General features: G+C 69.8%; 23 protein-coding genes and 1 pseudogene. 11 read left to right on the top strand and 13 right to left on the bottom strand.

Going from position 1 to position 26,451, the window contains the following annotated elements:
- Positions 1-15: 15 nt before the first annotated feature.
- From ACLQ23_RS01950 to ACLQ23_RS01935, 4 genes are all read right to left on the bottom strand, one after another.
- Positions 16-1,929: an ABC transporter ATP-binding protein gene (locus ACLQ23_RS01950; RefSeq protein ID WP_355592845.1), complete on the bottom strand. Its 1,914-nt coding sequence runs from the start codon at positions 1,927-1,929 to the stop codon at positions 16-18.
- Between the two features lie 164 nt (positions 1,930-2,093).
- Entirely contained in the window at positions 2,094-3,827 is a 1,734-nt protein-coding gene (locus tag ACLQ23_RS01945) for an ABC transporter ATP-binding protein (protein ID WP_355592524.1), read from the bottom strand.
- Positions 3,821-4,303: a MarR family winged helix-turn-helix transcriptional regulator gene (locus ACLQ23_RS01940; protein WP_355592522.1), complete on the bottom strand. Its 483-nt coding sequence runs from the start codon at positions 4,301-4,303 to the stop codon at positions 3,821-3,823. Before ACLQ23_RS01940 ends, ACLQ23_RS01945 begins: the two co-directional genes overlap by 7 nt.
- A 153-nt stretch (positions 4,304-4,456) precedes the next feature.
- Positions 4,457-4,945 (bottom strand): MarR family winged helix-turn-helix transcriptional regulator, encoded by a 489-nt coding sequence (locus tag ACLQ23_RS01935; protein WP_355592520.1) that lies wholly within the window; start codon positions 4,943-4,945, stop codon positions 4,457-4,459.
- A 57-nt stretch (positions 4,946-5,002) separates the two neighbouring features.
- On the opposite strand from ACLQ23_RS01935, the pseudogene ACLQ23_RS01930 reads away from it, so the two are divergent.
- Positions 5,003-6,619: pseudogene (locus ACLQ23_RS01930) on the top strand (DHA2 family efflux MFS transporter permease subunit); the annotation flags it as partial.
- A gap of 14 nt (positions 6,620-6,633) precedes the next feature.
- On the opposite strand, the gene ACLQ23_RS01925 reads toward ACLQ23_RS01930, so the two are convergent.
- Positions 6,634-8,073, bottom strand: a complete 1,440-nt coding sequence (locus tag ACLQ23_RS01925; protein WP_355592518.1) for a GuaB1 family IMP dehydrogenase-related protein — start codon at positions 8,071-8,073, stop codon at positions 6,634-6,636.
- Positions 8,074-8,211: 138 nt separating this feature from the next.
- Positions 8,212-9,963, bottom strand: a complete 1,752-nt coding sequence (locus tag ACLQ23_RS01920; protein WP_355592516.1) for an acetyl/propionyl/methylcrotonyl-CoA carboxylase subunit alpha — start codon at positions 9,961-9,963, stop codon at positions 8,212-8,214.
- Positions 9,964-10,111: 148 nt separating this feature from the next.
- On the opposite strand from ACLQ23_RS01920, the gene ACLQ23_RS01915 reads away from it, so the two are divergent.
- From ACLQ23_RS01915 to ACLQ23_RS01905, 3 genes are all read left to right on the top strand, one after another.
- Complete coding sequence (locus ACLQ23_RS01915; protein WP_355592843.1) at positions 10,112-10,720, top strand: PadR family transcriptional regulator; 609 nt, start codon at positions 10,112-10,114, stop codon at positions 10,718-10,720.
- A 123-nt stretch (positions 10,721-10,843) separates the two neighbouring features.
- On the top strand, positions 10,844-11,803 hold the full coding sequence (locus ACLQ23_RS01910; RefSeq protein ID WP_355592514.1) for an ATP-binding cassette domain-containing protein: 960 nt from the start codon (positions 10,844-10,846) through the stop codon (positions 11,801-11,803).
- An 18-nt stretch (positions 11,804-11,821) separates the two neighbouring features.
- A complete protein-coding gene (locus tag ACLQ23_RS01905) occupies positions 11,822-12,577 on the top strand; it encodes an ABC transporter permease (protein WP_053659366.1) in 756 nt (251 codons plus the stop codon).
- Positions 12,578-12,646: 69 nt separating this feature from the next.
- Here ACLQ23_RS01905 and ACLQ23_RS01900 read toward each other — a convergent pair whose 3' ends face one another.
- The 5 genes from ACLQ23_RS01900 to ACLQ23_RS01880 all read right to left on the bottom strand — a co-directional run bounded on the left by ACLQ23_RS01900 (position 12,647) and on the right by ACLQ23_RS01880 (position 17,434).
- Positions 12,647-13,300, bottom strand: a complete 654-nt coding sequence (locus ACLQ23_RS01900; protein ID WP_355592512.1) for an O-methyltransferase — start codon at positions 13,298-13,300, stop codon at positions 12,647-12,649.
- Positions 13,297-14,040, bottom strand: coding sequence for a Maf family protein (locus ACLQ23_RS01895; protein ID WP_425880264.1), 744 nt, complete (start codon positions 14,038-14,040; stop codon positions 13,297-13,299). The genes ACLQ23_RS01900 and ACLQ23_RS01895 overlap by 4 nt, the downstream gene beginning before the upstream one ends.
- Positions 14,041-14,204: 164 nt before the next feature.
- Positions 14,205-15,296: a type VII secretion-associated serine protease mycosin gene (mycP, locus tag ACLQ23_RS01890; protein WP_355630172.1), complete on the bottom strand. Its 1,092-nt coding sequence runs from the start codon at positions 15,294-15,296 to the stop codon at positions 14,205-14,207.
- A 1,399-nt stretch (positions 15,297-16,695) separates the two neighbouring features.
- Positions 16,696-17,154, bottom strand: a complete 459-nt coding sequence (locus ACLQ23_RS01885) for a hypothetical protein (protein ID WP_425880263.1) — start codon at positions 17,152-17,154, stop codon at positions 16,696-16,698.
- An 85-nt stretch (positions 17,155-17,239) separates the two neighbouring features.
- Positions 17,240-17,434 carry an acyl-CoA carboxylase subunit epsilon gene (locus tag ACLQ23_RS01880; protein WP_355592504.1) on the bottom strand — a complete coding sequence of 65 codons (195 nt, stop codon included), beginning with the start codon at positions 17,432-17,434 and terminating at the stop codon, positions 17,240-17,242.
- 90 nt (positions 17,435-17,524) lie between these two features.
- On the opposite strand from ACLQ23_RS01880, the gene ACLQ23_RS01875 reads away from it, so the two are divergent.
- Together ACLQ23_RS01875 and ACLQ23_RS01870 are read left to right on the top strand one after the other, a co-directional pair.
- Complete coding sequence (locus tag ACLQ23_RS01875) at positions 17,525-19,498, top strand: serine/threonine-protein kinase (protein WP_355592502.1); 1,974 nt, start codon at positions 17,525-17,527, stop codon at positions 19,496-19,498.
- 87 nt (positions 19,499-19,585) lie between these two features.
- On the top strand, positions 19,586-19,816 hold the full coding sequence (locus tag ACLQ23_RS01870; protein WP_355592500.1) for a hypothetical protein: 231 nt from the start codon (positions 19,586-19,588) through the stop codon (positions 19,814-19,816).
- A gap of 120 nt (positions 19,817-19,936) precedes the next feature.
- On the opposite strand, the gene ACLQ23_RS01865 is transcribed toward ACLQ23_RS01870, so the two are convergent.
- Positions 19,937-20,692: a GH25 family lysozyme gene (locus ACLQ23_RS01865; protein WP_355592498.1), complete on the bottom strand. Its 756-nt coding sequence runs from the start codon at positions 20,690-20,692 to the stop codon at positions 19,937-19,939.
- 180 nt (positions 20,693-20,872) lie between these two features.
- On the opposite strand from ACLQ23_RS01865, the gene ACLQ23_RS01860 reads away from it, so the two are divergent.
- From ACLQ23_RS01860 to ACLQ23_RS01850, 3 genes are all read left to right on the top strand, one after another.
- On the top strand, positions 20,873-21,616 hold the full coding sequence (locus ACLQ23_RS01860; RefSeq protein ID WP_355592496.1) for a M50 family metallopeptidase: 744 nt from the start codon (positions 20,873-20,875) through the stop codon (positions 21,614-21,616).
- Between the two features lie 106 nt (positions 21,617-21,722).
- On the top strand, positions 21,723-22,223 hold the full coding sequence (locus ACLQ23_RS01855; RefSeq protein ID WP_053659387.1) for a sigma factor-like helix-turn-helix DNA-binding protein: 501 nt from the start codon (positions 21,723-21,725) through the stop codon (positions 22,221-22,223).
- A complete protein-coding gene (locus tag ACLQ23_RS01850; RefSeq protein WP_355592494.1) occupies positions 22,216-23,082 on the top strand; it encodes a hypothetical protein in 867 nt (288 codons plus the stop codon). Before ACLQ23_RS01855 ends, ACLQ23_RS01850 begins: the two co-directional genes overlap by 8 nt.
- Positions 23,083-23,123: 41 nt before the next feature.
- Here the strand turns inward: ACLQ23_RS01850 and ACLQ23_RS01845 are convergent, their stop codons facing one another.
- Positions 23,124-24,707, bottom strand: a complete 1,584-nt coding sequence (locus ACLQ23_RS01845) for an acyl-CoA carboxylase subunit beta (RefSeq protein WP_355592492.1) — start codon at positions 24,705-24,707, stop codon at positions 23,124-23,126.
- 84 nt (positions 24,708-24,791) lie between these two features.
- Between ACLQ23_RS01845 and ACLQ23_RS01840 the strand changes: the two genes are divergently transcribed.
- Both ACLQ23_RS01840 and ACLQ23_RS01835 read left to right on the top strand, forming a co-directional pair.
- Positions 24,792-25,667 carry a biotin--[acetyl-CoA-carboxylase] ligase gene (locus ACLQ23_RS01840; protein ID WP_355630139.1) on the top strand — a complete coding sequence of 292 codons (876 nt, stop codon included), beginning with the start codon at positions 24,792-24,794 and terminating at the stop codon, positions 25,665-25,667.
- A gap of 173 nt (positions 25,668-25,840) precedes the next feature.
- The gene (locus tag ACLQ23_RS01835) at positions 25,841-26,413 is read left to right on the top strand and encodes a PH domain-containing protein (protein WP_355592488.1); all 573 of its coding nucleotides are present in this window, start codon (positions 25,841-25,843) and stop codon (positions 26,411-26,413) included.
- Positions 26,414-26,451: the final 38 nt, after the last annotated feature.

Genomic DNA, 26,451 nt, shown 5'->3' with positions numbered 1-26,451 from the left:
ACATGGCGGTCCGCCCTACACCGACGCCGGCTGGGCGGCCGGTTCCTCGTCGACCACCGCTCCGGTGAACTGTGATCGGTAGAGCCGGTGGTACGCGCCCTTGGCGGCGAGCAGTTGCTCGTGGGTGCCCTGCTCGACGATGCGACCGTTCTCCATCATGAGGATCAGGTCGGCGTCGCGGATGGTGGAGAGCCGGTGCGCGATGACGAAGCTTGTCCGGTCTGAGCGCAGCGCCGCCATCGCCCTCTGGAGCAGCACCTCGGTGCGGGTGTCCACCGAGCTTGTCGCCTCGTCCAGGATCAGCAGGGACGGTTCGGCGAGGAAAGCCCGCGCGATGGTGATGAGCTGCTTCTCGCCAGCGCTGACGTTGCTGCCCTCCTCGTCGATGACCGTGTCGTAGCCGTCGGGAAGGCTCCGCACGAACCGGTCCACGAAGGTGGCCCGCGCCGCGGCGAGGATCTCCTCCTCGGTGGCGTCCGGCCGGCCGTAGGCGATGTTGTCCCGGATGGTGCCGCCGAAGAGCCAGGTGTCCTGGAGCACCATGCCGATCCGGCCGCGCAGGTCGTCGCGGCGCATCGTGGTGATGTCCACCCCGTCCAGGGTGATCCGGCCAGCGTCCAGCTCGTAGAAGCGCATGATCAGGTTGACAAGCGTCGTCTTTCCGGCACCGGTGGGGCCGACGATTGCCACTGTGTGCCCCGGCTCCGCGACAAGCGACAGGTCGTCGATCAGCGGCTTGTCCGGCTCGTACCGGAAGGAGACGTGCTCGAACTCGACCCGACCGTGCGGGTCGACGACCCGGGCCGGTTCGACCGGGTCGGGGCTCTGCTCGTCGGCGTCGAGCACCGCGAAGACCCGCTCGGCCGAGGCCACCCCGGACTGGAGCAGGTTGGCCATCGAGGCGAGCTGCGTGAGTGGCTGGGTGAACTGCCGGGAGTACTGGATGAACGCCTGCACGTCGCCGAGGCTCATCGTGCCGGAGGCCACCCGCAGCCCACCGACCACGGCGATCGCCACGTAGCTCAGGTTTCCGATGAACATCATCGACGGCATGATGATCCCGGAGATGAACTGGGCGCCGAAGCTTGCCCGGAACAGCTCCTCGTTCTTGGCGTGGAACGCGGCCTCCACCTCGCGCTGCCGGCCGAAGACCTTCACCAGCTCGTGACCGGTGTACGCCTCCTCGATCTGGCCGTTCAGCTCGCCGGTGTGCGTCCACTGCGCGATGAACTGCTTCTGCGAGCGCTTCGCGATGCGCTGGGTGACAAGCACCGACAGTGGCACCGCGACCAGGGCCACCAGCGCCAGCAGCGGCGAGATCCAGAACATCACACCGAGTACGCCGACGACTGTCAGCAGCGAGGTGAGCAGCTGGCTGAGGGTCTGCTGGAGGCTTGTGGAGATGTTGTCGATGTCGTTCGTGACGCGGCTCAGCAGCTCGCCGCGCGGCTGCCTGTCGAAGTAGGGCAGCGGCAGCCGGTTGAGCTTCTCCTCCACCTCGGCGCGCAGCCGCAGCACTGTGCGCTGCACGACCCCGTTGAGCAGCCAGCCCTGCCACCACGACAGCGCGCTCGCTGCCAGGTAGAGCCCGAGCGCCAGCAGCAGCACCCGACCCAGAGCGTTGAAGTCGATCCCGACCCCGGGCACGACGTTCATCCGGGCCAGCATGTCGGCGAAGCTGTCGTTGCCGCTGGCGCGGGCCGCCGCGACGGCCTGCTCGGTGGTGGTGCCCGCCTCCAGGTTGCGACCGATCACCCCGTTGAAGATCAGGTCGGTGGCGTGGCCGAGGATCTTCGGCCCGGCCACACTGAACCCGACACTCACCACAGCGAGCGTGATGATCGCGGTCAAATGCAGCCGGTGCGGGCGTAGCCGGCCGAGCAGCCGCCGCGCGGACGGCCCGAAGTTCATCGACTTCTCGGCGGGCATCCCGGCGCTAGCCCAGTGTGGGCCGCCGGCCGGGCGGCCCGGCGGCAGCCGCTTCGGCGCAGCCGCATCGCCGCCGGGTCGCGTCGCGCCGGCTGCCGGCGTCCGTTCGTCGCCGGCCGGCTTCTGCGTGGGTACGGCCGAGGTCCGCGGCTCGTCGCGCTCGCTCATGCCGGCACCTCCGCCGTCTGCTGGGAGGCCACGATCTCGGCGTACGTCGGGCAGGTCTGCACCAACTCCGCATGTCGTCCCACTCCGACGACTCCTCCGTCCTCAAGAACGATGATCTGGTCGGCGTCGACGATCGTGGAGACCCGCTGGGCCACGATCACCACTGCGGACTGTGCGGTGACCGGGCGCAGGGCTGCCCGCAGACGCGCGTCGGTGCCGAGGTCGAGCGCGGAGAACGAGTCGTCGAAGAGGTAGATCTCCGGCTGGCGGACCAGCGCCCGGGCGATGGCCAGGCGTTGCCGCTGCCCACCGGAGACGGTGCTGCCGCCCTGGGCGATCGGGGCGTCCAGGCCGCCGGGCATCTGGGCCACGAACTCGCTGGCCTGGGCGATCTCCAGAGCCGCCCACAGCTCCTCGTCGGTGGCGTCTGGGTTGCCGTAGCGCAGGTTGCTGGCGACAGTGCCGGTGAACAGGTACGGCCGCTGTGGCACCAGGCCGATCCGTCGCCACAGCTCCTCGGGTGCCATCTCCCGTACGTCCACGCCGTCGACAAGTACCGCGCCGCCGGTGACGTCGACCAGGCGGGGGATGAGCGACAGCAGAGTCGTCTTGCCGGCGCCGGTGCTGCCGATGATCGCCGTGGTGGTGCCCGGGGTGGCCCGGAAGGAGATGTTCCGCAGCACCGGATCGACGGCGCCCGGGTACTGGAAGCGCACGTCGCGCAGCTCCAGTTCGGCCCGGGTGGGTAGTTCGGTGACCGGCTCGGCGGCGGGGACCACCGACGAGTCGGTGTCCAGCACCTCGATGATCCGCTCGGCGCAGACCGCCGCGCGGGGCACCATCATCATCATGAACGTGGCCATCATGACGGCCATCAGGATCTGCATCAGGTATTGCAGGAAGGCGGTGAGCGCGCCGACCTGGATGGCGTTGGCGTCCACCCGCTGCGCGCCGAACCACAGCACGGCCACGCTGGAGACGTTGAGCACCAGCATGACCACCGGGAAGATCATCGCCATCAGCCGGCCGGTACGCAGCGCGGTGGCTGTCAGATCGGCGTTCGCCACTGCGAAGCGATCCGTCTCGTACGGCTCACGGACGAACGCGCGAACCACCCGGATGCCGGTGATCTGCTCGCGCAGCACCCGGTTCACGGTGTCGATCCGGGTCTGCATGAGCCGGAAGCCCGGCACCATCCGGCGGATGATCGCGCTCAGCACGATTGCCAGGACCGGCACGCTTACCAGCATCAGCCAGGAGAGCCCGATGTCCTCGCGCAGCGCCATCACCACGCCGCCGACGCTCATGATCGGAGCGGCCACCAGCATTGTGCAGCTCATCAGCACGAGCATCTGCACCTGCTGCACGTCGTTGGTGTTGCGGGTGATCAGCGACGGCGCGCCGAACCGGGCCACCTCGCGGGCGGAGAAGCGGTTGACGTGGCCGAAGAGCCTGGCGCGGACGTCCCGGCCGAAGCCCATGGCGATCCGTGCGCCCAGGTAGACGGCGGCGATCGAGCAGACGATCTGGATCAGGCTGACCAACAGCATCCAGCCGCCGGTGCGCACGATGTAGTCGGTGTCGCCCCGGGCCACACCCTGGTCGATGATGTCCGCGTTGAGGCTGGGCAGGTAGAGCGAGGCCATGGTGCCCACGAACTGGAGCAGCACCACCGCCAGCAACGGTCGTCGGTAGGTGCCCAGTTGATCGCGTAGGAGTCGGATCAGCACGCCGGGTCCCCCGATCCGGTGATGTGCGCGGTCATCTGCGGATCGTCCGCGTTGGCGATGACCTCGATGAGAAACTCGCGGATCACCTGGGCCTTCGCCGGGTCGGCGTCGATGGAGGTGAGAGGACGTCCGGAGTGCATCAACGCGCTGAGCGCGGCCACCCGTTCCCGCCCGGCGGGGGTGATGGCGAGTCGGACGCTGCGCCTGTCGCTGTCGTCACGTTGCCGCTCGACCAGACCGTCGCGGGCAAGCGTGTCCACGATGCCGGTCAGGGTGGCCGGGCGGACGAAACACCGCTCGGCCACCTGCCGGTGCGGTAGCTCGCCATGTCGGGCGAGCGTCATCAGCGTCACCATGCCGGCCTGGGTGAGGCCGTGGTCCTCGGCGAGGTAGCGGTTCCACCGTTGCCCGACGAGGTGCCCGGCGACCACGAGCAGTCGGCCGAGCGGAGCGTCCTGGAGGGTCACGAGTTTCACCCAAGCAGGTTAGCTCCCTGATAGTCAGGGCCCAAACGAAATAGCCACACTGGTTCTCCGGTGCCGAGCCTCGCGTTCTCCGCTGCCGAGCCTCGCGACGCGGCCCGCGTGGTGCTGCGCCGCCTGTTCGACTGACCGCCCGAGCGTTTCGGGTCAGGGCTGCGGGCTGCCCGCCGGCTTGTCGACGGGGGCCGTGGCGACGTACTCCTGCATGACCTCGGTGACCGCACGCAGGAACTCGGTGGTTGCCGCCGCCTGCTCCGGGGTCAGCTTGCCCACGACCTGGTCCACCCCGACGAGCATCGGTCGCAGCGCCGCAAGCACCTCGCCGTAGGCGTGCTCGGTTACCTCCAGTGCGATGCGCCGCCTGTCGTGGGGGTGTGGCGCGCGGCGTACGTGCCCGGCCTGCACCAGACGGTCGACCACTGTGGTGGCCGATGCCGAGCGGATGCCCAATCGGTTGCCCAGTTCGACCGGACCGAGCGCCTCGGTGCTGGAAATCAGGTGGTCGATGGCCGCCGCGTCGGTGGTGCCGATCCCCAGTCTGCGGGCCAGCGCACCCCGGGTGTCGCTGGCTGCGCGGAGCAACTCGTGCAGCGCACGGGCCGTCTCGCTTGTCGGGGTTGACGGAGGCCGCGCCATGGGTAAAAGCTAGCAGCTCGGGTAGCTAGAAAATCTAGCTATTAGAAGGAGCGGGAAATGGCTGTGAACGGGCGCGGACGCTGGTGGGGGCTGTTCGCGATCAGCCTGGGCGTCGCGATGATCATCGTGGACGCGACGATCGTGAACGTCGCCGTCCCGCAGATCATCCGGGACCTCGACATCACCTCCACGGACGCGCAATGGGTCCAGGAGGCGTACACCCTGGTCTTCGCGGCTCTTCTGCTCGTCGCCGGTCGCTTCGCCGACCGGTCCGGACGCCGCCGGATGTTCGTGACCGGGGTTGTTGTCTTCGTGGTGGCAAGCGTGCTGGCCGCCCTGGCCGGCTCCGGCGAAACCTTGATCGCCTCCCGGGTGCTCCAGGGCGTCGGTGGCGCGATGATGCTGCCCACCTCGCTCTCCCTCTTGAACGCCAACTTCACCGGACGCGACAGGGGCATCGCCTTCGCCGTCTGGGGCTCCACCATCGGCGGCGCGGCAGCCCTCGGCCCGCTGCTGGGCGGCTGGCTGACCACCGAGTACTCGTGGCGCTGGGCGTTCGGCATCAACGTCCCGGTCGGCCTGGCCGTCGTCGTTGCGACCCTCGCACTGGTCGCCGAGTCCCGCGACGACCGCGCCGAACGGGGCGTCGACATCGTCGGCGCCCTGCTCTCCGTGATCGGCATGACCGGCGTCGTCTTCGCCCTCATCGAGGGCCGCACCTACGGCTGGTGGCAGCGGGAGAAGCCGTTCAGCCTCTTCGGGCTGGACTGGACCTTCGCAATCTCGCCCGTCCCCGTGGCCGGTCTGCTCGGCCTCGCGGCGCTCGCCGTCTTCCTCGGCCACCAGTTCCGCCGCAACCGCGCCGGCCGGCCCGCCCTGCTCGACCTGTCGCTGTTCGGCATCGGGTCGTTCCGCAACGGCGTGCTCGCCGCCGCCATCGTCAGCCTCGGCGAGTTCGGGCTGCTCTTCGCGCTGCCGCTGTGGTACCAGAACGTGCTCGGCTACAGCGCCTTCGCCACCGGCCTGGCGCTCCTGCCGCTCGCCGTCGGCAGCTTCCTCGCCAGCGGCATCGGCGCCCGACTCACCCAGCGACTCGGCGCCGCCCGGGTCGTCCAGCTCGGCGTCGCCGCCGAACTGGTAGGGGTCGCCGGCCTGGGGCTCGTCGTCGCGCCCGACACCCGCTGGTGGGCGCCGCTGGGCTTCCTCTTCGTCTACGGCATCGGCGTCGGCATGGCCACCGCGCAACTGACCGGAGTGTCGCTGTCCGAGGTGCCGTTGCAGCGCAGCGGGCAAGGCTCCGGCGTCCAGAGCACCGCCCGGCAGGTCGGCTCGGCGCTCGGCATCGCAGTGCTGGGCACCGTCCTGTTCGCCAGCCTCGGCAGCATCCTCGGCGACCGGCTTGCCGACCAGCCGGGGCTCGACGCCGCGCAGCGGGACCAGGTGGTCACTGCGGTGAAGGAGAGCGCCGGGGCCGCCATCGGGGGCCTTGCCGACGACCCGCGTACCGCACCGATCGCCGAGGAGGCGCGGATCGCCTTCTCCGACGCCACCCGGTACGCGGCCTTCGCCGCCGTAGGCTTCCTCCTGATCGGCCTGGTGGCCTGCGCCCGGCTGCCCCGTACCCGTCCCGACGAGGAGCCTCGCAACCGGCCTGAGGAGGCGGCCACCCCGGCACCCTGGCCGCAGCGCTACCAGCTCGTGGGCAGCGGCATTCCCTCGGTGAAGCCGGCGGCGCTCTGCACGCCGACGATCGCCCGCTCGTGGAACTGGGTCAGGTCCCGCGCGCCCGCATAGGTGAAGGCGCTGCGCACCCCGGCGATGATCTCGTCGATCAGGTCCTCGACGCCGGGCCGGGCCGGATCCAGATACATGCGGGCCGAGGAGATGCCCTCCTCGAACACAGCCTTGCGGGCCCGGTCGTACGCGCTGTCGTCGGCGGTACGGGCGCTTACCGCACGCGCCGAGGCCATCCCGAAGCTCTCCTTGTACCGCCGGCCGTCGGCCTCGGTGTACAGGTCACCGGGCGACTCGCAGGTGCCGGCGAACCACGAGCCGATCATCACGTTCGACGCGCCGGCCGCGAGTGCCAGCGCCACGTCGCGCGGGTGCCGTACGCCGCCGTCGGCCCAGACGTGCCGACCCAGCTCCCGGGCCGCCGCCGAGCAGTCGAGCACTGCGGAGAACTGCGGGCGCCCCACACCGGTCATCATCCGGGTCGTACACATGGCACCCGGCCCGACGCCGACCTTGATGATGTCGGCACCCGCCTCGACCAGGTCGCGTACCCCCTCGGCGGTGACCACGTTGCCGGCCGCCACCGGGACGCCCGGGTCCAGCTTCCGGACCGCCCGCAGCGCCGAGATCATCCGCTCCTGGTGGCCGTGCGCGGTGTCCACGACAAGCGTGTCCACCCCGGCCTCCAGCAGGGCGCGGGCCTTGCCGGTGACGTCCCCGTTGATCCCGACCGCCGCGGCGATGCGCAGCCGGCCCTTGGCGTCCACCGCAGGCGTGTAGAGGGTGGCGCGCAGCGCTCCCTGCCTGGTGAGCACCCCGACCAGGCGGCCGTCGGCGTCCACCACGGGGGCGAGGCGGCGACGGCCGGCGGAGAGCAGGTCGAAGCCGGTACGCGGGTCCGCGTCCGCCGGGACGGTGTGCAGCGCTGTGGACATCACGTGCCGCAGTTGGGCGAACCGGTCCACGCCCACGGTGTCCGCCTCGGTGACCACACCCAGCGGCCGTCCCGCTTCGTCGACAACGATCACCGCGCCGTGCGCACGCTTAGGCAGCAGGTGGATGGCGTCTCCGACGGTCTCGGTCGGGCCGAGGGTGATTGGCGTGTCGTAGACCAGGTGGCGCTGCTTGACCCACGCGACGACGTTCGCGACCACCTCGATCGGGATGTCCTGCGGGATCACGGTGATCGCGCCCCGCCGGGCCACCGTCTCGGCCATCCGCCGCCCGGCGACCGCCGTCATGTTCGACACCACGAGCGGAATGGTGGTGCCGGTGCCGTCGCCGGTGGACAGGTCGACGTCGAGCCGGGATCCGAGGTCGGAGCGGGCCGGCGCCATGAAGACGTCGGTGTAGGTCAGGTCGTGCGCGGGGGCCGCGCCGTGAAGGAAACGCACCCGGCCATCATTCCCGCCCCCGGCCACCCGCGCCCACGTCGGTGCCGCAAACCACTCCCGCGACGCGCTCCTCGCGGCTGGCCAAGCGTTAGGAAGGGCCCCTTCTTATGCACCAGGCGTTAATAAGGTGCCCTTCCTTCAGGCGATTGTGCAGATGGGTGCACCGGCGGTGATTACCGCGCCGACATCCGCGCTGAGCCCGCTGACAGTGCCCGCCTTGTGGGCGTGCAACGGCTGCTCCATCTTCATCGCCTCCAGCACCACGACCAGGTCACCCTCGGCCACGGTGTCGCCGTCCGCGACCGCGATCTTGACGATGGTGCCCTGCATGGGCGAGGTGAGCGCGTCGCCGCCGACCGCCGCGCCACCCTTGGCACCACCGCCACGCCGGGTCGGCTTGCGGGCTGCGGGCGCGGCTGCGGGCGTGCCCCCGCCGAAGCCTGCGGGGAGGCTCACCTCGAGGCGCTTGCCGCCCACCTCGACCACGACGGTCTCGCGTTCGGCCGGCGCCTCGGCGGCGCCGACGGCGGCGGCGAACGGCGGCACGGTGTTGTCGAACTCGGTCTCGATCCACCGGGTGTGCACGCTGAACGGCTCGGCGGTGAACGCCTCGTCGCGCACCACGAGCCGGTGGAACGGCAGAGCGGTGGCCATCCCGTCGAGCACCATCTCGTCAAGCGCGCGGCGGGCACGCTCCAGCGCCTCGGTCCGCGTCTCACCGGTGATGATCACCTTGGCGAGCAGCGAGTCGAAGTTGCCGCCGATCACGTCGCCGGCCGAGATGCCGGTGTCGACACGCACCCCTGGGCCGCTGGGCAGGCGCAGCGCGGTGACAGTGCCCGGGGCGGGCAGGAAGTTGCGGCCCGGGTCCTCGCCGTTGATCCGGAACTCGATCGAGTGCCCGCGCGGCGCCGGGTCCTCGGTGATCCGCAGCTTCTCGCCATCGGCGATGCGGAACTGCTCACGGACCAGGTCGATGCCTGCGGTCTCCTCGGTGACCGGGTGCTCGACCTGGAGCCGGGTGTTGACCTCCAGGAAGGAGATCGTGCCGTCCACGCCGACCAGGTATTCCACGGTGCCGGCACCGTGGTAGCCGGCCTCGCGGCAGATCGACTTGGCGCTGTCGTGGATCTGCGCCCGCTGGGCGTCGGTGAGGAACGGCGCGGGCGCCTCCTCGACGAGCTTCTGGTGGCGTCGCTGCAACGAGCAGTCCCGGGTGCCCACCACGATCACGTTGCCGTGCTGGTCCGCGAGGACCTGTGCCTCGACGTGCCGCGGCTTGTCCAGGTACCGCTCGACGAAGCACTCGCCCCGGCCGAACGCCGCGACCGCCTCCCGGGTGGCCGACTCGAAGAGCTGCGGGATCTCCTCCATGGTGCGGGCCACCTTGAGCCCGCGCCCGCCACCACCGAAGGCGGCCTTGATGGCGACCGGCAGGCCATGGTCGACGGCGAACGCCATCACCTCGTCGGGGCTGGCCACCGGGTCCGGCGTGCCAGGCACCAACGGAGCGCCCGCCCGCTGCGCGATGTGCCGCGCGGTGACCTTGTCGCCCAGGTCGCGGATCGCCTGCGGGGTGGGGCCGATCCAGGTGAGCCCGGCGTCGATGACCGCCTGGGCGAAGTCGGCGTTCTCACTGAGAAACCCATAACCCGGGTGTACGGCGTCAGCGCCGGCCCGTGCGGCGACGTCGAGCAGCTTGTCGATGCGCAGGTACGTGTCGGCGGCGCTGTCTCCGCCGAGGGCGTACGCCTCGTCGGCCAGAGTGGCGTGCAGGGCGTCGCGGTCGGAGTCCGCGTACACCGCGACACTGCTCAGGCCGGCGTCACGGCAGGCGCGGACAACCCGGACAGCGATCTCTCCGCGGTTGGCAATCAGTACCTTGCGCACCTTTGTGACTCCTCCCGGCAGGTTACTGACCGGGAGTTTAGCGGTCACGCAGGCAACCCTAACGGGCGCTCAGTGTGGGATGCCGCACTGTTGACCTAGGGCAGTAGTCAAACTTGTCTATTACGCTTATCGAGTGTCTGCGACTCGGATGATGATTCTCGGTCTGGTGCGGTGGATGCAGCCCGTGCACGGCTACGACGTGCGCCGTGAGCTGCTCAGCTGGAGCGCGGACAAGTGGGCCAACGTGCAGCCTGGGTCGATCTACCACGCACTGCGCAAACTCACCGAGGAGGGTCTGCTCAAGGCCGTCGCGACCGAGCAGGTCGGCGCTCGTCCGGCGCGGACCACATACGAGGTGACCCCCAAGGGGGACGATGAGTTCGAGACGTTGCTGCGCAACCTCTGGTGGAACCTCAGCGAGCCGCCCGACCCCTTCACGGCGGCGTTCTCCTTCCTGCCGGCGATGCCCCGTTCCGAGGCGGCCGCGGCCCTGCGGAACCGGGCCAACCTCCTCCGCGCCAACGTCGCCTCGATGCGTGCCTCGCTCGACTCGGACTGGATTCGCAGCGCCAAGCCGGTGCACGTCACTTGGATGATGGAACTCTGGTCCGCCCGCGCGGAGGCGGAGATCGCCTGGTGCGAGCGGATCGCGGAACGTGTCGAGTCCGGAGTGTCGTACCTGCCTGCTGAGCTGGAGAACGCGGATGGTTGGCCGGGGTGGCGGGACGGCGAGGAGAGGCCCGCACCTAACGCGTAATAATCAACGTTGACTACAAAAGTTATATCGCGTTAACCTGCTGACGGCACAGCGGGGGAGTGCGCCGTCCGGCGTGGTCCCACTCGGCAGCCGGCTGACCGGCCCGAACGACCAGGAGCAGAAATGATCGAGACCAGGGGGCTGCGGAAGTCGTTCCGCTCCCGCGCGGGTCGAGAGACGAAGACGGTGGACGCCGTACGCGGTGTCGACCTCAAGGTCGCCGAGGGCGAGATCTTCGGCTTCCTCGGCCCCAACGGCGCCGGCAAGACCACCACCCTGCGGATGCTCGCCACGCTCATCGAGCCCGACGGCGGCGACGCCACAATCGCCGGCGCCGACCTGCGCAAATCTCCCGCCGAGGTGCGCCGCCGGATCGGCTACGTCCCGCAGGGCGGCAGCACCTGGGACGAGTCCACAGCCCGCGAGGAGCTGGTGCTGCACGCCCGGATGTACGGCATCAGCAAGGCCGACGCGCAGCAGCGCGCCGCCCGCGCCCTTGCCGCCTTCCAACTGACCGAGTACGCCGACCGCAAGTGCAAGACCTACTCCGGCGGCCAGCGACGGCGTGTGGAGATCGCGCTCGGCATCATCCACGAGCCGAAGATCGTCTTCCTGGACGAGCCGACCACCGGCCTCGATCCGCAGAGCCGCGCGCACATGTGGGACGAGATCCGGCGGCTGCGCGCCGACGGGATGACCGTCTTCATCACCACGCACTACCTCGACGAAGCCGACGCGCTCTGCGACCGCATCGCGATCATGGACAACGGCGAGGTCGTCGCCGAGGGCACCCCCGCCGAGCTCAAGCGCGAGATCTCCGGCGACGTGGTCCTTGTCGGTCTCGACCTGGCCGCCACACCGCAGGCCGCTCAGGCGCTCGACGGCGAGCCGTACGTCAACAAGCTGGAAACCGCCGACGAAGGCGGCCTGCGTCTCTACGTCGACGAGGGCGCCACCGTCATCCCGCAGGTGCTGCGCCGACTCGACCACGCCGGGTTGGAGCTGCGCTCGATCGAGCTGCACCGACCCAGCCTGGACGACGTCTTCCTGACCAAGACCGGCCGCTCGCTGCGCGAGTCCTGACCACCGGAGAGACGACTCATGAAACTCGCCCGTGACACGTGGCTGATCTTCGAGCGGCAGACCCAACTCCTGCTGCGCAACCCGGTCTGGGTCTTCGTCGGCGTGTTCCAGCCGGTGATGTACCTGCTGCTCTTCGCCCCGCTGCTCAAGCCGGCACTCAACGCGCCAACCCAGGCCGCCGCCTACAAGATCTTCGTACCGGGCCTGCTGGTGCTGCTTGCCATCTTCGGCGGCCTGTTCCAGGGCTTCGGCCTGATCGCCGAGCTGCGCGCCGGCATCATCGAACGCTCCCGGGTCACCCCGATCAGCCGGCTCGCCCTGCTGCTCGGTCGTTCGCTGCGCGACGTGGTCTCGCTCCTCGTGCAGGCAGTCATCATCACCCTGCTGGCGCTCCTGTTCGACCTGCGGGTGTTCATCGGTGACCTGCTGCTGGCGTACCTGATGCTCGCCCTGATCGCCCTCATGACCTCGGCCGTCTCGTACGGCGTCGCGCTCAAGGTCAAGAGCGAGGATGCCCTTGCTCCGCTGATGAACACGGTGGCACAGCCCGTGCTGCTGCTCTCCGGCATCCTGCTGCCGCTGACCTTCGCACCCGGCTGGTTGCAGGGCATCGCCGACTGGAACCCGTTCTCCTGGGCGGTCGACGGCACCCGGGCGCTGTTCGCCGGTGACCTGGGCAGCGACAAGGTCTGGCAGGGCCTTGCCATCACCGCCGTACTCGCCGCCCTTGGTGTTTTCTGGGCGGCCCGCCAGTTCGCCCGCAGCGTCCGCTGACGCTCAGGTTCTCGGGGTGCCCTGTCGTTCGTTCGGGGCACCCCGATTGCCGCGTGGTGGTGGCCTTCCTCAGTGCACCCGGGCGAGGGTCAGGCCGTCTGCGATCGGAAGCATCACCGGGTCCACCCGTACGTCGGCGAGGACCTCGTCGTTGAACGCGGCGATGGCCCGGTCGCTCTCGTCCTGCGGGGCGATCACCCGGCCGCCGCGCAGCACATTGTCCACAGCGATCACCCCGCCGGGGCGCATCCGCGGCACCAACTCCGCCCAGTAGACCGGGTACCCCGTCTTGTCCGCGTCGATGAACGCAAAGTCCAGGTGCCGTTCATGCGGCAACTCCCGCAGCCGGTCTGCGGCCGGGCCGATCCGCAGGTCGATCCGGTCCTGCACGCCGGCCCGAGCCCAGTAACGCCGGGCAATGCCGGTGAACTCCTCGGAGATGTCGAAGCAGGTCAACCGGCCACCGTCGGGCAGACCCCGGGCGATCGCGAGGGACGACAGCCCTGTGAACGTGCCGACCTCGACCGCCTGCCGTACGTCGAGCAGCCTGGTCAGGAAGGTCAGGAACGCGGCCTGCTCCGGCGCTACCTGCATTGTCGCTTGGTCCGGCAGCACCGACCGGGTCTCCTCGGCCAGATCCCGGATGATCTCGTCGGGTGGGGCGCCGTGCGCGACCAGGTACGTGTGCAGCTCGTCGGTGAGCGGGATCGACTTGGTGGTCATGCCCGGACGTTACCGAGCGGCTCGACCGATTGACCGCCCGGCGCGACCTTTGTCCACAAGTCGGTGATCTGTAGGCCCAACTCGGCGAGAAGGCGACGCAGCAGCGGCATCGACAGGCCGACGACCGTTCCCGGATCACCCTCGATCCGCTCCACGAACGGCCCACCCAACCCGTCGATGGTGAACGCGCCGGCCACCGCCAGCGGCTCCCCACTGGCGACGTACGCGGCGATTTCGTCGTCGCTGATGTCCGCGAAGTGGACAGTCGTCGAAGCGACGGCCTCCGCGCGTCGCCCAGCCGCCACGTCGATCAGACAGTGCCCGCTGTGCAGTACACCGCTGCGCCCTCGCATCCGCTGCCAGCGTCGGGTGGCGTCCGCCGGATCCGCAGGCTTACCGAGGATCTCCCCGTCGAACGCGAGCACCGAGTCACAACCGATCACCAGTGTCCGTTGATCGGTGCCGGTGCCGGTGCCGGTGCCGGGGCTGGCGCTGAGGCCGGGGTCGGTACCAGGGCTCGGGCTGGTGGGCGGGGTGGCCGGGCTCAGCCTGGTCAACACCGCCTGCGCCTTGAGGCGTGCCAGCTCCAGGCACAGGTCCTCAGCCCGGTCGGTCACCACCAGTGACTCGTCAACCCCGCTGACCAGCACATCCGGCTCAATACCGGCGGCCTGGAGTAACTTTCGGCGGGCAGGGCTAGCCGAAGCGAGCACAAGGCGGAGCGGCAGAGAATCAGACACCCGCCCGACGTTACCGCCTCCCCCCGCGCCGCCCGCACAGCCGACACGGTGCCAACCGCCGGCGCCAGCCCGCGAAACCCCTTGATCCACTCGGGCTCCTTGATATCGCGGTGTCTGGGGCTGTGGGATAGCCCGATTTCAAGGAACCCGAGTCGATCACCACGTCAGCGACTGATCCTCGGCGGCGGATCGTCGCCACGACGCCTGCGGCGCAGCACCAGCGCCCATCCGACACCGGCGGCCACGATCACGCCGAGAGTGACGAGCCCACGTACGGTCGCCGGGCCGTCATCACCCGGCTGGGCAACGGCCGTCGTACTCGCGCCGCCCCCGGCTGGAGCGCTCACCGATTCAAACCCCAGCGGGGGTACGTCTGCCGTCAGCGCTGCCACGAGGTCGATAACCCCGTACCCGTACTCGTCGTCCCGTCCGGGCGGACCCTTATCGATGGCGGTAGCGGTGAGCCGGTGCGCTACCTCCTGCGCGGGCAGGTGGGGATACTTCGACCTGATCAACGCCGCCGCCCCCGCGACAATCGCCGTCGCACTCGAGGTGCCGGTGCCTTTCGAATACTTCCCGTTGTAGCTGGTGCTGTAGATGTCGACCGCCGGTGCGACGAGGTCGACTTCCGGGCCGGTTACAGAGATAGCAGCGTGCCGCCCATCACGGTCGACACCGCCAACGGCGATAACACCCTCTTCGCTCGCTGGGTAGCACACGGCGACATCTGGGGGCGAGTTGCCAGCTGCGGCTACCAGGACAATGTCGGCATCTTGTGCCGCTCTTAGCGCTTGCTGAAGCCGGACAGTTGCTCCGGCAGTAGCCGAGATGCTTATGACGTCTGCGCCGCTTTCGATCGCGAACTCGATACCGGCGGCTAAGGCGTCGGGGTCGCCGGTTCCGCCGGGCGGAGTGTCGCGGATTGGAAGGATCTTTGCCCTCGGTGCAATTCCAAGTGCGCCACGGTTGTTCGGTCTCCCATGCGCAGCTATGAGGCCAGCCATCGATGTTCCATGGCTGTCTCGATCTTCGTGGCCGTCGCCATCTCCTCCTGTGACTAAATCGATTCCTCGAAGGAGGTTCTCGCGTAGGTCGGGGTGAGGGTCGACCCCGGTATCCGGCACCGCCACCACTACGCCGGATCCTTGGCTAACTAAATGCGCTGCGGAGGCCTGCAAAGAAAGGAGATGCCACTGATCCCCGCGAATTCTATCCGCAGCTAGCGGCAGGTGTGCATGCCCTCCGGGAATTAATATCGCGACTAGAGCGAGCGGCAAAACGCTCTGCCCGATTCGGATCACCTCTGGAAGCCGATAGCTGGGCCGGGGTCTATCGGTCCGTCCTCTTTCGGTGGGAACACTACCGGGGCCACCCCTGAATCTAACTCCCAAGGATGATCCGGATCCCACCGGCGTGGCTGCTCTTTGGCATCTGAGTAGGCACTCGGTCGACTGGTGCCCCCGTTCAACCCCGGTGCCCCGCCGATTGGAGGATTAGGGTAGCCACTAATGGCGCGGGCTCCACCTGGTCGGGACCCCGCTGCGCCACTCGGGGCAGTGCCGGCGCCGCCACCAATGACCCCTCCGATGGGATTAACCCGTCGAGCCGGAGTGGAGTTGTTGATGGGCTGACCGTGCGTCAATCCAGGAATTCCCCCGATGATGCCTCCAGGAGGAAGCGCTGATCGAGCCGGCGGTGTGGGGCGGGGAGGGTTCGCGCTGTTCGACCACCCAGGCGACCCGGGCGGGGTCGGCCTGATCTTTGCGGAGGCTGGCGGGCCTCCGGGCGCTAGAGCTGAATCGGGCAAGGCTCCAGGCCCGATTGAGGTGGAGGATCCAACCACTCCCGACGTCTGAATGCTGGGTAAGGCTGCGATGCCGGAGGGTGAACCCGGGCCAGCGGCAGCTCCGCCTAGTACGGGGCCAATGGCTGATACTGAAGGAACTGCAGGTGGAAGGGGCCCTCCTTTGTGCGTCTTCCCCGAGCTGGACGTGATGTTGGGCAGAGGTACTGGCGTGATTGGAGGAATGGCCGGGACGGCATGTTCGCCGTATACATCAGGGTCCCCTTGCTGCCTTGAACTCTTCGGTGGCGCTGGAGGTTTTTGGAGAGTGGCTTGGGCTTGTTGGAGTTCGCCGCTCAAGCTGAACATCATCGCCCGCGCCCGCACATTCAGCCGCTCCAGCTCCGCATCGGTCACCGGTGACTCGGTTGCCCGGTTGCCCATTACCGCTTTGGGGTCGGCGGCGATGGTCTCGAACGCCTGCTTCCGCTGGAGTTTGGCGGCGTACTCCTCGTGGACCTTGCGGAGCGCGGCGCGGGTGGTGCCGATGGCCTGGGTGGCGGCGGACAGCGCGGTGTAGTTGGCTGCCGCTGCGTCGTGGGTGTGCCGCACCTTGTCGATGAGTTCGTCGAGTTGGGCGAGGTACGTGCTGGAGGCGGCGCTGGTTTCGGGTGGCCAGGCTTCGGCGAGACCGCGGCGGTATTCCTGGAGCCGGCCGAGGTGGATCTGGGCGAGGTCGCAGACCTTGCGCCAGCCGGCGACCTGCTTCCAGTGGTTTGTGGTGTCGTGGTCCTGGAGGCACGCCCACATGCTGTTGACGTCCATCAGTTGCCAGTCGGTGAGGCCGGAGGTGCGGCCGCTGCCCCGTTCGATCACGGTAGGATCACCGGCTTCTGGCTGTCGGGGCCTGTGGGGTCGCTCAGTGTCGGTGTTCGGCTGCCGTGCAGGGCGGTGCTCGGGTCGGCGAGGGCTCGCTGGACGTCCGAGGCGCGTGCTGCGGAGAAGGCGTCGGAGTCGGCGTACTGCGTGGCGACCCGGTCGGCGACGGCGGCGAGGTGGCCGGTGGCGCCCCGGACGGCGTACACCATGTCGGTGGTGGCCTGCTGCGTCTCGTGGTGGGCTTGCAGGAAGGTGACCAGTTCGACGAAGGCGTCGCAGGGGTTCGGCACTTTCGCGGACATGTCGTCGGCGATGTACGACAGGTGGGGCGCGTAGTTGCGGTGGACCTCAGCGGCGAGCCGGTCGGCGAAGTCCCGGAGCTGTCGGATGTCGGCCTCGATGCCGCCGTAGTTGCGCAGCCAGGGCGCTGGCGCGTCTTCTTCGGGGATCATCGATCCTCCCTACCGTCACGGCACCGTTTCCCTGAGTGAGATTAACGGCTCCGCTCGCCCCTGGCAGCCCCGCCAGGCGACCGTGTCAGCGGGGGAGGCCGGCGGTGCGCCACGTGGTGCGGGCGGCCGGGCGTCCGCTGTGTGCCCAGGCGGACGTGGCCACCGGCGGAGGGGTGGCGGACGGGCGGGAGCGGACGATGATCGCCCCCACCAGGGCGGCCAGTTCCTCGGCGGTGGGCACGCCGCGGACGACCCGGAACAGTGGCTGGTCGGCAGACATGCCGCCAGGGTACGCGGCCCGAAGTCACCTGATGCGCACAGTGGCGTGCCGGCGGTGTGAGCGTCGGCGGGTCCGGGTACCGTCACACCGATGTCGAACGCGCTTCCCCAACTCGTCGCTGACCGATACCGGCTTCTATCGCCGCTCGGCCAGGGCGGCATGGGCCGGGTGTGGAAGGCGCGCGACGAGGTGTTGCACCGGGACGTCGCGATCAAGGAGTTGGTGCCGCCGCCGGGCCTCACCGACGAGGAACGCCGCGAGATGCGGGAGCGTTCGTTGCGCGAGGCGCGGGCGATCGCCCGGCTCAACCACGCCAACGTGGTGCGCATTTTCGACGTGCTGCGCACGGATGGCGATCCGTGGATCGTCATGGAGTATGTGGCGTCGAAGTCGTTGCAGGACACTCTCGCCGAGGACGGCCCTGTCACGCCGGCCCGCGCGGTCGAGATCGGGCTCGGCGTCCTGGGTGCGCTCAACGCGGCCCACAAGGCGGGCGTCATGCACCGCGACGTCAAGCCCGGCAACGTGCTGCTCGGTGACGACGGGCGGGTCGTGTTGACCGATTTCGGTCTCGCCACCATCCCGGGCGACCCCAACGTCACCCGCACCGGAATGGTGCTCGGTTCACCTGCGTACATCTCTCCGGAACGCGCCCGGGAGGGCACCGCCGGGCCGGAGGCCGACCTGTGGTCGTTGGGCGCGACGCTGTATGCGGCGGTGGAGGGCAAGTCGCCGTACGCGCGGCCGTCGGCAATCGCCACGCTGGCCGCGCTGGCCACCGAGCCGATGCCGCCGCCGAAGAACGCCGGCCCGCTCAAGCCGGTGCTCAACGGGCTGCTGCGCAAGGACCCGAACGAGCGGATCACCGCCGAGGTCGCGGAGCGGATGCTGCGCCGCGCCGGCGGCAGGCGGTCGCGCGGGATCTCACTGCTTGATGGCGTACGCCGGCCGGGGCCGAACGGTCCGCGCGAGCCGCGCCCGCCGCACGTGCCGGTGCCCCGGCCCGCCGAGGCCACCGCGGACAGGTCGGTTCCGCCGCCGGTCGCCGCCGCCACGTCCGTCGCCGCGGCCCCCGCCGAGGCCGCGCCGACTGCGACCGTGTCGTCCGGTGCGGATGCCGAGCCGACCGCGCTGGTGCCGGCCGAGCCGACTGCGAAGATCGACGGCACGGCTACGTCCGACGCGGACCCGACCGCGAAGGTCGCGGCCGCGAGCGACAACACCGGTGACGGTACGACGAAGGGCGACGACGAGCCGACGGCCGTCGACGGCGCGGCGGTGGCGCCGGAGCAGCGTAAGCCGCCGTCCACGCCGACGTCGGTCATGCCCTCGGCCAGCCCGGCGGGGCGGGCCACGGTGCCGCCGTCGACAGGTGCGAAGCCGAACAACACCCGACGCAACGTGCTGATCGGGGCCGTGGTGGCCCTCCTGCTGATCGGTCTCGCGGTGATCGTGCCGAGACTGGGCGGGGGCGACGACCCGGACACCCCGCAGGCCGGCCAGACCGGCGATGCCGCGACGACCGCTCCGGCGCCGACGTCCGCTCCCGCCGTACCCCCGCCGACCACCGGCGCGCCCAGTCCGACGGCGTCGGCCACGCCCTCGGCCGACCCGAACGCCCTGCCGGCGGGCTGGAAGCTGCACAGGGGGCCGACCTTCTCCATCCCGCTTCCGCCCGGCTGGAGCGGCCGTCAGACCAGCTCGGACACGGTCGTCTTCAACCAGTCCGGCGGGCCTGGCAAGATGCTGGTCCAGTGGACCCCCAGCCCGAAGAAGGACGCGGTCGTCGACTGGAGGGGCCAGGAACCGTACCGTCGGAATCTGGTCAGCAACTACCAGTTGGTGGGCAGCATCAAGGCCTGCGACTGGTATCGGACCTGCGCCGACTGGGAGTGGTTGGAGACCCGGGACAACACCCGTATCCACGTGCGCAACCGGGGCTTCGTAACCGCCAGCAACCGGGGCTACGCCATCCGGTGGGAGATCGCGGAGAAGGACTGGCAGGCCAACCTCGCCAACTTCGACCAGATCGTCAAGGGCTTCGAGCCCGACCGGGTCAACTGACCCCCGTTCCGCACCTGCGCGAACCTCTCTCGCATGTTCTTGCGTCGTTCGGGGTATCTGACCTTCGACGACGGAAGGAGGCGCGACATGGGTCACCGACGGAGGGACGCCCGGCCCCGGCTGGCACTGTGGATGCTCGTCGCGCTCGGCGACGCGGTTCTGCTGCTGGTCAGCGTGGGAATGCCGGTCCTCGTCGCGCTGCTCGGCGTCGTGACAGTGGCCGCATGTGGGGTGGCTGCGTGGCGGCTCAGCCGCCGGGCCGCCCTGGCCCGTGAGGACGCACCTGTGGTGCCGGCGATGAGCCGGCGGCGAGCCTGACCTGATACTGGCGAAAAAGGCGGCAGCGGGACCGACTGTCAACCGTGTGGTGACAGCCGATCCCGCTGCCGCCAACCGCCTCCCCAGGCGAGTTCAGGCGGATCAGGCGAACTGACCCGGTCAGGCCGTGTTGTTGGCCAGCGCGATCAGTCGGCTCCGGTCACCGTTCCAGTAGTTGCGGTCCACGTTGCCGCTGATCCCGGAGACGGCGCCGGTGCTGGTGTACTGCCAGAAGCTCCACACTGGAGCGCCGGCCGGCAGTGTTCCCGGCGCGCTCGCCCAGCGGGCCAGCCACAGCGGGTGGTTGCCCCACGGGCCGGACCAACTGCCTGTGCACTGGTTCCACCAGCTCGTGGTGGTGTAGATGACCGCGTACCGGCCGGTGCGGGCGCGGTAGGTGTTCAGGAAGTCCTGCACCCAGTTGCGCATCGCCGTGGTGCTGAGGCCGTAGCAGTAGCCGCCGCTGTACGGGTTGCCCTCGATGTCCAGCGCGGCCGGCAGGGTGCGGCTGTCCGCCGACCACGCGCCGCCGTTGGAAGCCAGGTAGTTGGCCTGGGTCGAGCCGGCGGAGATGTTCGGGCGGGCGAAGTGGTACGCCCCGCGGATCACCCCCGCGTTGTACGCGTTGACGTAGTTCGCGTTGAAGTTCGGGTCCTTGTAGCTCGTACCCTCGGTCGCCTTGATGAACGCGAACTGGATGCCGGCGTTGCGGACGCTTGTCCAGTTGATGGAGCCCTGGTAGCGGGACACGTCGATGCCGGGCGTGGTTGCCGCGGCCGCCGGTCCGGCGGTCGCGACCAGAGCCGTCGCCGCGGTGGCGAGGACGGTGAGGCTGGCCGCGAGCACGCGGCGCAGCGGTGATCTGGTACGGGCCATGAGTGCCTCCAATGGACGCAGCTATTGATGCCCATCTTTGGAGCTAAGTGCCCTAGATCGCAAGACCCGTAGAAGAAACTTTCATCGACGGCGCAGTGCGCCCCGTTGACGGCAGCCCTGCACCGTACGAGCCGGTGGCCGGGAATCGACACCGGAACGCCGCCGGTAGGCTCGCGCCCCATGATGTCGATCGACGGACTGGGCGAGAAGTGGGACACGCTGTTCGGCGCGCAGCCGGACCCGCCCCCACTGCTGGTGCTGATCACCGCCGCCGTCGCGCTGGTGGTGGTGTCGACGCGGCTGCCGTGGCGGATCGCCCGTAACGCCATCACCATCGCGCACGAGGGCGGGCACGCGCTCGTCGCCCTGCTCACCGGCCGGAAGCTGCACGGCATCCGGCTGCACTCGGACACCTCCGGGCTGACGCTGTCCGCCGGCCGTCCCACCGGACCAGGAATGATCCTCACCCTGCTCGCCGGTTACGTCGCCCCGCCGCTTGTCGGGCTGGCTGGCGCCTGGCTGCTCGGCGGCAACCGGATCACACTGCTGCTCTGGGTCGCGGTGGTGCTGCTGCTCGCCATGCTTGTCATGATCCGCAACGCTTTCGGCGTGGTGTCGCTGCTGGTCACCGGCGCAGTGGTGTTCGCCGTCTCCTGGTACGCCACTCCGCAGGTGCAGGCCGCGTTCGCGTACGCCGGGGTGTGGTTCCTGCTGCTCGGCGGCGTTCGGCCGGTGGTGGAGCTGCAGCGGCTGCGGTCGCGCGGCCGGATGCCCGCCTCGGACGCCGACCAGCTCGCCGGACTGACCCCGTTTCCGGCCCTCTTCTGGGTCGGCGTCTTCGCACTCGTCAACCTCGCCGCCCTGGTAGCCGGGGCCCTGCTGCTCGCCGGCCCGATCCTCACCGACGCAGGTCTGACCATCTGACCCGTTTCCCGGGAAAGAGTGGCCGGGGCAGATGGTCGGCTGGCCAGGGCAACCGATCGACCTCCCCGACGCGTGTTCCCTGCGACCGACACGGGGAGGTAGCGGGGTGCCGGACGTCGACGGGTTCGACGAGTTCTACCGCGGAAGCCGGCAACGGCTGCTCGGTTTCGTCTACGCGCTGACCGGGGACCGGGTCGAGGCGCAGGACGCCGTGCAGGAGGCGTACATCCGTGCCTGGCAGCGCTGGTCGACCGTCGGCAGGTATGACGACCCCGAAGCGTGGGTACGTGTGGTGGCCAGCCGGGTCGCGGTCAGCCGGTGGCGCAGCCTGCGCAGCCGCGCCCGCGCGTACCTGCGGCACGGGGCCGTCGAAGCCGTCCCCGGGCCGGGCACCGACACCGTCGAGGTGGTCGCCGCCCTGCGCCGGCTGCCCGAGGAGCAACGCACCGCCATCGCGCTGTACTACCTGGTCGGCATGCCCGTCGCCGACGTGGCCCGGGAAACCGAGGCCCCGGTGGGCACCGTCAAGGCCCGACTCTCCCGGGGGCGCGCCGCGCTCGCCGGCCTGCTCGCCGTCTCTGACCTGGAGGAGGCAACCGATGCGTGACGACATGACATTCGTCGAACGGGTCCACCGGGACCTGAACGACGTGCGGTGGGCGGAGCCGCAGGAGATCCGTGCCCGGGCCCGGCGGCGCAGCCGGCGTACGGCCGCGCTGGCGGCGGTCGCGGTGCTCGCGGCGGTGACCGGCCCGGCGTACGCACTGACGGTCCGGACGACGACACCGGCCGAGACGGCGGTGCCGATACCCTCCGGAACCATTGCCAGCGCGGGGGACATCCCACAGGAGTCGCTGCTGACGCCGAGCGAGGTTCCCGTCGTCACCGGTGTGCAGCTCGGCGACGCAGGCCTCGGCGAGGTCGTCCGGCTGGACCCGATGCTGCAACGGTGCGGCGACGACCGCGGCGTGCCGGAGGTGCGCGCGTACTCCCGCTACTCGCGGTCGCAGACCCTGCTGTCACCGAGCACCGACGGCGGCGGGCCGGTGCGAGCGGAGCTGAGCCAGGACGTCTACCGGCTCGACCCGGCCGAAAGCGGCCAGCTCTTCGTCCAGCTGAGGGCACTGCTCGACGCCTGCCGCAAGTGGCACTACGCCGGGTCCATAATGGTCGACGGCGAGACGATGCCGGCCGAGATCGCCCACTCCTGGGAGACGGCGGCGAGTAACTTCGCCGGCGACGAGTCGATCCTGATGCGGCACGTGCCATCCGCCCCGCTCGGCCCGCCCGCCGGAAGGAAGCTGCGGCCCGGCGGACGGGTCGACACCACCCTCGTGCTCCGGGTGGGCGACCTGGTCACGGTGCTGGTGCCCGGCATCAACCTGAGCCTGAGCGACACGGATCTCAAGGCACTCGGCCGGGCCGCCGCCAAGCGGATGTGCGGCGCCGCAGTCCCCTCCTGCTGACCGGGGCCGCCCCTGACCACGGCCAGGGGCGGCTCGACGGGTCAGAGGGGGATGTTTCCGTGCTTCTTCGGCGGAAGGGTCTCGCGCTTGGTACGCAGGACGCGCAGCGCCCGGACGATCTGCGTACGCGTCTCGTGCGGCGGGATCACCGCGTCGATGTAGCCACGCTCGGCGGCCACGTACGGGTTGGCAAGGGTGTCCTCGTACTCCGCGATCTTCTCGGCCCGGACCGCCGCCGGGTCCTCGGCACCGGCCAGGTCCGACCGGTAGAGGATGTTCACCGCGCCCTGCGCTCCCATCACCGCGATCTGCGCGGTCGGCCAGGCGAAGTTCAGGTCCGCGCCCAGGTGCTTGGAACCCATCACGTCGTACGCGCCGCCGTACGCCTTGCGGGTGATCACGGTGACCTTGGGAACTGTCGCCTCGGCGTACGCGTAGATGAGTTTCGCGCCGCGGCGGATGATGCCGTCCCACTCCTGGCCGGTGCCCGGCAGGAAGCCGGGAACGTCCACGAAGGTAAGCACCGGGATGTTGAACGCGTCGCAGGTGCGGACGAACCGGGCGGCCTTCTCCGAGGCGGCGATGTCCAAGGTGCCGGCGAAGTGCATCGGCTGGTTGGCAACCACGCCGACCGGGCGCCCCTCGACGCGGCCGTAGCCGACAACGATGTTCTGCGCGTAGAGCGGCTGGACCTCCAGGAACTCCCCGTCGTCGAGGACGTGCTCGATGACCTTCTGGATGTCGTAGGGCTGGTTTGCCGAGTCCGGGATCAGCGTGTCCAGTTCCCGGTCCTCGTCGCTGATCTCCAGCGAGGCGGGGGCCTCGACAACCACCGGCTCGTCGAGGTTGTTCGACGGCAGGTACGACAGCAGCGCCTTGACGTAGTCGATCGCGTCGTCCTCGTCGGAGGCGAGGTAGTGCGCGTTGCCGCTGCGCGAGTTGTGCGTGCGCGCCCCGCCCAACTCCTCCATGCCGACGTCCTCGCCGGTCACCGTCTTGATCACGTCCGGGCCGGTGATGAACATGTGCGAGGTCTGATCGACCATCACAGTGAAGTCGGTGACAGCGGGGGAGTAGACGGCGCCGCCGGCGCAGGGCCCCATCACCAGCGAGATCTGCGGGATGACGCCGGAGGCCCGGACGTTGCGGAAGAAGATCTCGCCGTACAGGCCGAGCGAGACCACGCCCTCCTGGATGCGCGCCCCGCCGGAGTCGTTGATGCCGACCACCGGGCAGCCGATCTTCATGGCGAGGTCCATCACCTTGACGATCTTCTCGCCGAAGACTTCACCGAGCGAGCCACCGAAGACAGTGAAGTCCTGGGCGAAGACGCACACCTGCCGGCCGTCGACGGTGCCGTAGCCGGTGACCACACCGTCGCCGTACGGCCGGCTCTTGTCCAGCCCGAAGGCGGTGGAGCGGTGGCGGGCCAGCTCGTCAAGCTCGACGAAGGAGCCCTCGTCGAGCAGCATCTCGATCCGCTCGCGGGCGGTCTTCTTGCCCCGCGCGTGCTGCTTCTCGACCGCGCGAGCCGACCCGGCGTGCACCGCCTCGTCGACCCGGCGCTCCAGGTCCGCCAGCTTGCCCGCCGTGCTGTGGATGTTGGTCCCGGTCTCGGTAGTCACCCTGGGAATATAACGATGGTTAAGGGCAATGCGGCTGTGCAGTACGCCTCACTGTCGGCGCTGCCAGCGCCGTAGGCTGGCGGGATGCCCGGCTCCCCGTACACCGATCTGGACCGCCCGCCGCTGTCGGCGGCCCGGCTGCGGCGCGCGCTTGTCGCGCCGCACGGCCCGTGGGCCAGGCTGGAACTGCGCACCGAGACGGGCTCCACGAACGCCGACGTGGCCGAGGCGGCGGCGGCCGGCGAGCCGGAGGGTCTGGTCGTGGTCGCCGAGCGGCAGACCGCCGGGCGCGGTCGCCGCGGCCGGGTGTGGCAGTCGCCGGCGCGAGCGGGGATCGCCACGAGCGTGCTGCTGCGGCCCGGGGATGCCGTGCCGGACCGCGGTTGGCCTGCGGTGCCGACCACGGGGTACGGGTGGCTGCCGCTGCTGGCCGGCGTCGCGCTTGTCGAGGCGGTGGCCCGACTGGCCGAGCTGGAGGCCGCTCTGAAGTGGCCGAACGACCTGCTGATCGGCGACTCGAAGTGCGCAGGGGTGCTTGCCGAGGCGGTGCCGGGAGGTGCGCCCGCCCAGCCGCCGGCAATCGTGCTCGGCATGGGCCTCAACGTGACGTTGCGCGCCGACGAGTTGCCGGTGAACCCGACCGGGCTGCCCGCGACCTCGCTGCAACTGTCCGGCGCGGCGGCCACCGACCGGGACCCGTTGCTGAGGGCACTGCTGCGGGCGCTCGCCGACTGGTACGCCCGTTGGCGTTCCGCTGGCGGAGACGCCGTGGCCAGCGGGTTGCGCGACGCCTACCTGGCGTCCTGCGCCACAGTCGGCCGCGAGGTGCGCGTGCTGCTCCCCAACGGCGACGAGCTGACCGGCACCGCAACAGGAGTGGACCCAGGAGGCCAGCTCCTGCTGACCACCCCCGCCGGCCTCCGAGCAATAGCCGCAGGAGACGTCCTTCACGTGCGCTAGCTCCCCTTCGCCGCGATCTTGCAGTTGCTGTCGGGCGGAACGGGCGAAGGCCGCGAAACGGCGACCGAAAGTGCAAGATCGCGCAGACTTCGGGTGGGCCGCGTGGCGGATGTTGTCGGAGGCCCTGGGGGGTTTACCGTCTGCGCGGCAGAAAAACGGCGATGGAGGTTTCCGTGGCGTTTCCCGAAGACGTGCTCACCGAAGACGAGCACGTCGTGCTGCACCTGCACCCGCACTGGAAGGCGTTGATCCGGCCGATCGCGGTGCTGGTGCTGGCCATCGCTGCGGTGGTGGTCGGTGTGCTCATGCTGCCCCAGAGCGGTGGTGGTTCGATCACGCTGGCCGTGATCGGTGCGATCGCGCTGGTCGCGGTGCTGTGGTTCGGGCTGTGGCCGTTCCTGGTCTGGCGCACCACGCACTACCTGTTCACAAACGAACGGGTGCTGCTGCAACACGGTGTCTTTTCCCGCGACCGGCGGGACCTCCCGCTCACCCGGGTCAACGACCACTCGATGAGCCAGCGCTTCATCGAGCGCCTTGTCGGTTGCGGCACGCTCACCATCGAGTCCGCCGGTGAGCGCGGCCAGTCGGTGCTCGTCGACGTGCCCGGGGTCAGCCGGGTGCAGACCACCCTGTACGAGTTGATCGAGGCGCAACACGACAAGCACTCGCTTGGTGACGGCGAGATGCGCGACATCCTCGCCGACATGCGGGAGGGCAAGCCACTGCGCGATACCACCAGCTGATCCCGGCAGTCCGCGACCGCCCCGGCCGACGTGCCGGG

The organism is Micromonospora sp. DT41 (genome assembly GCF_049841715.1).
Lineage (GTDB): Bacteria > Actinomycetota > Actinomycetes > Mycobacteriales > Micromonosporaceae > Micromonospora > Micromonospora profundi.
This window is presented reverse-complemented; position numbering and strand designations above follow the sequence as displayed.

What these genes read in the sequence shown, in the direction of transcription:
- ACLQ23_RS01915 (WP_355592843.1), top strand. Translation starts at nt 10,112, where the DNA reads ATGATGATTCTCGGTCTGGTGCGGTGGATGCAGCCCGTGCACGGCTAC.
- ACLQ23_RS01950 (WP_355592845.1), bottom strand. Translation starts at nt 1,929, where the DNA reads ATGCCCGCCGAGAAGTCGATGAACTTCGGGCCGTCCGCGCGGCGGCTG.
- ACLQ23_RS01860 (WP_355592496.1), top strand. Translation starts at nt 20,873, where the DNA reads ATGATGTCGATCGACGGACTGGGCGAGAAGTGGGACACGCTGTTCGGC.
- ACLQ23_RS01870 (WP_355592500.1), top strand. Translation starts at nt 19,586, where the DNA reads ATGGGTCACCGACGGAGGGACGCCCGGCCCCGGCTGGCACTGTGGATG.
- ACLQ23_RS01880 (WP_355592504.1), bottom strand. Translation starts at nt 17,434, where the DNA reads ATGTCTGCCGACCAGCCACTGTTCCGGGTCGTCCGCGGCGTGCCCACC.
- ACLQ23_RS01900 (WP_355592512.1), bottom strand. Translation starts at nt 13,300, where the DNA reads ATGACCACCAAGTCGATCCCGCTCACCGACGAGCTGCACACGTACCTG.
- ACLQ23_RS01840 (WP_355630139.1), top strand. Translation starts at nt 24,792, where the DNA reads ATGCCCGGCTCCCCGTACACCGATCTGGACCGCCCGCCGCTGTCGGCG.
- ACLQ23_RS01865 (WP_355592498.1), bottom strand. Translation starts at nt 20,692, where the DNA reads ATGGCCCGTACCAGATCACCGCTGCGCCGCGTGCTCGCGGCCAGCCTC.
- ACLQ23_RS01935 (WP_355592520.1), bottom strand. Translation starts at nt 4,945, where the DNA reads ATGGCGCGGCCTCCGTCAACCCCGACAAGCGAGACGGCCCGTGCGCTG.
- ACLQ23_RS01905 (WP_053659366.1), top strand. Translation starts at nt 11,822, where the DNA reads ATGAAACTCGCCCGTGACACGTGGCTGATCTTCGAGCGGCAGACCCAA.
- ACLQ23_RS01885 (WP_425880263.1), bottom strand. Translation starts at nt 17,154, where the DNA reads ATGATCCCCGAAGAAGACGCGCCAGCGCCCTGGCTGCGCAACTACGGC.
- ACLQ23_RS01875 (WP_355592502.1), top strand. Translation starts at nt 17,525, where the DNA reads ATGTCGAACGCGCTTCCCCAACTCGTCGCTGACCGATACCGGCTTCTA.
- ACLQ23_RS01850 (WP_355592494.1), top strand. Translation starts at nt 22,216, where the DNA reads ATGCGTGACGACATGACATTCGTCGAACGGGTCCACCGGGACCTGAAC.
- ACLQ23_RS01910 (WP_355592514.1), top strand. Translation starts at nt 10,844, where the DNA reads ATGATCGAGACCAGGGGGCTGCGGAAGTCGTTCCGCTCCCGCGCGGGT.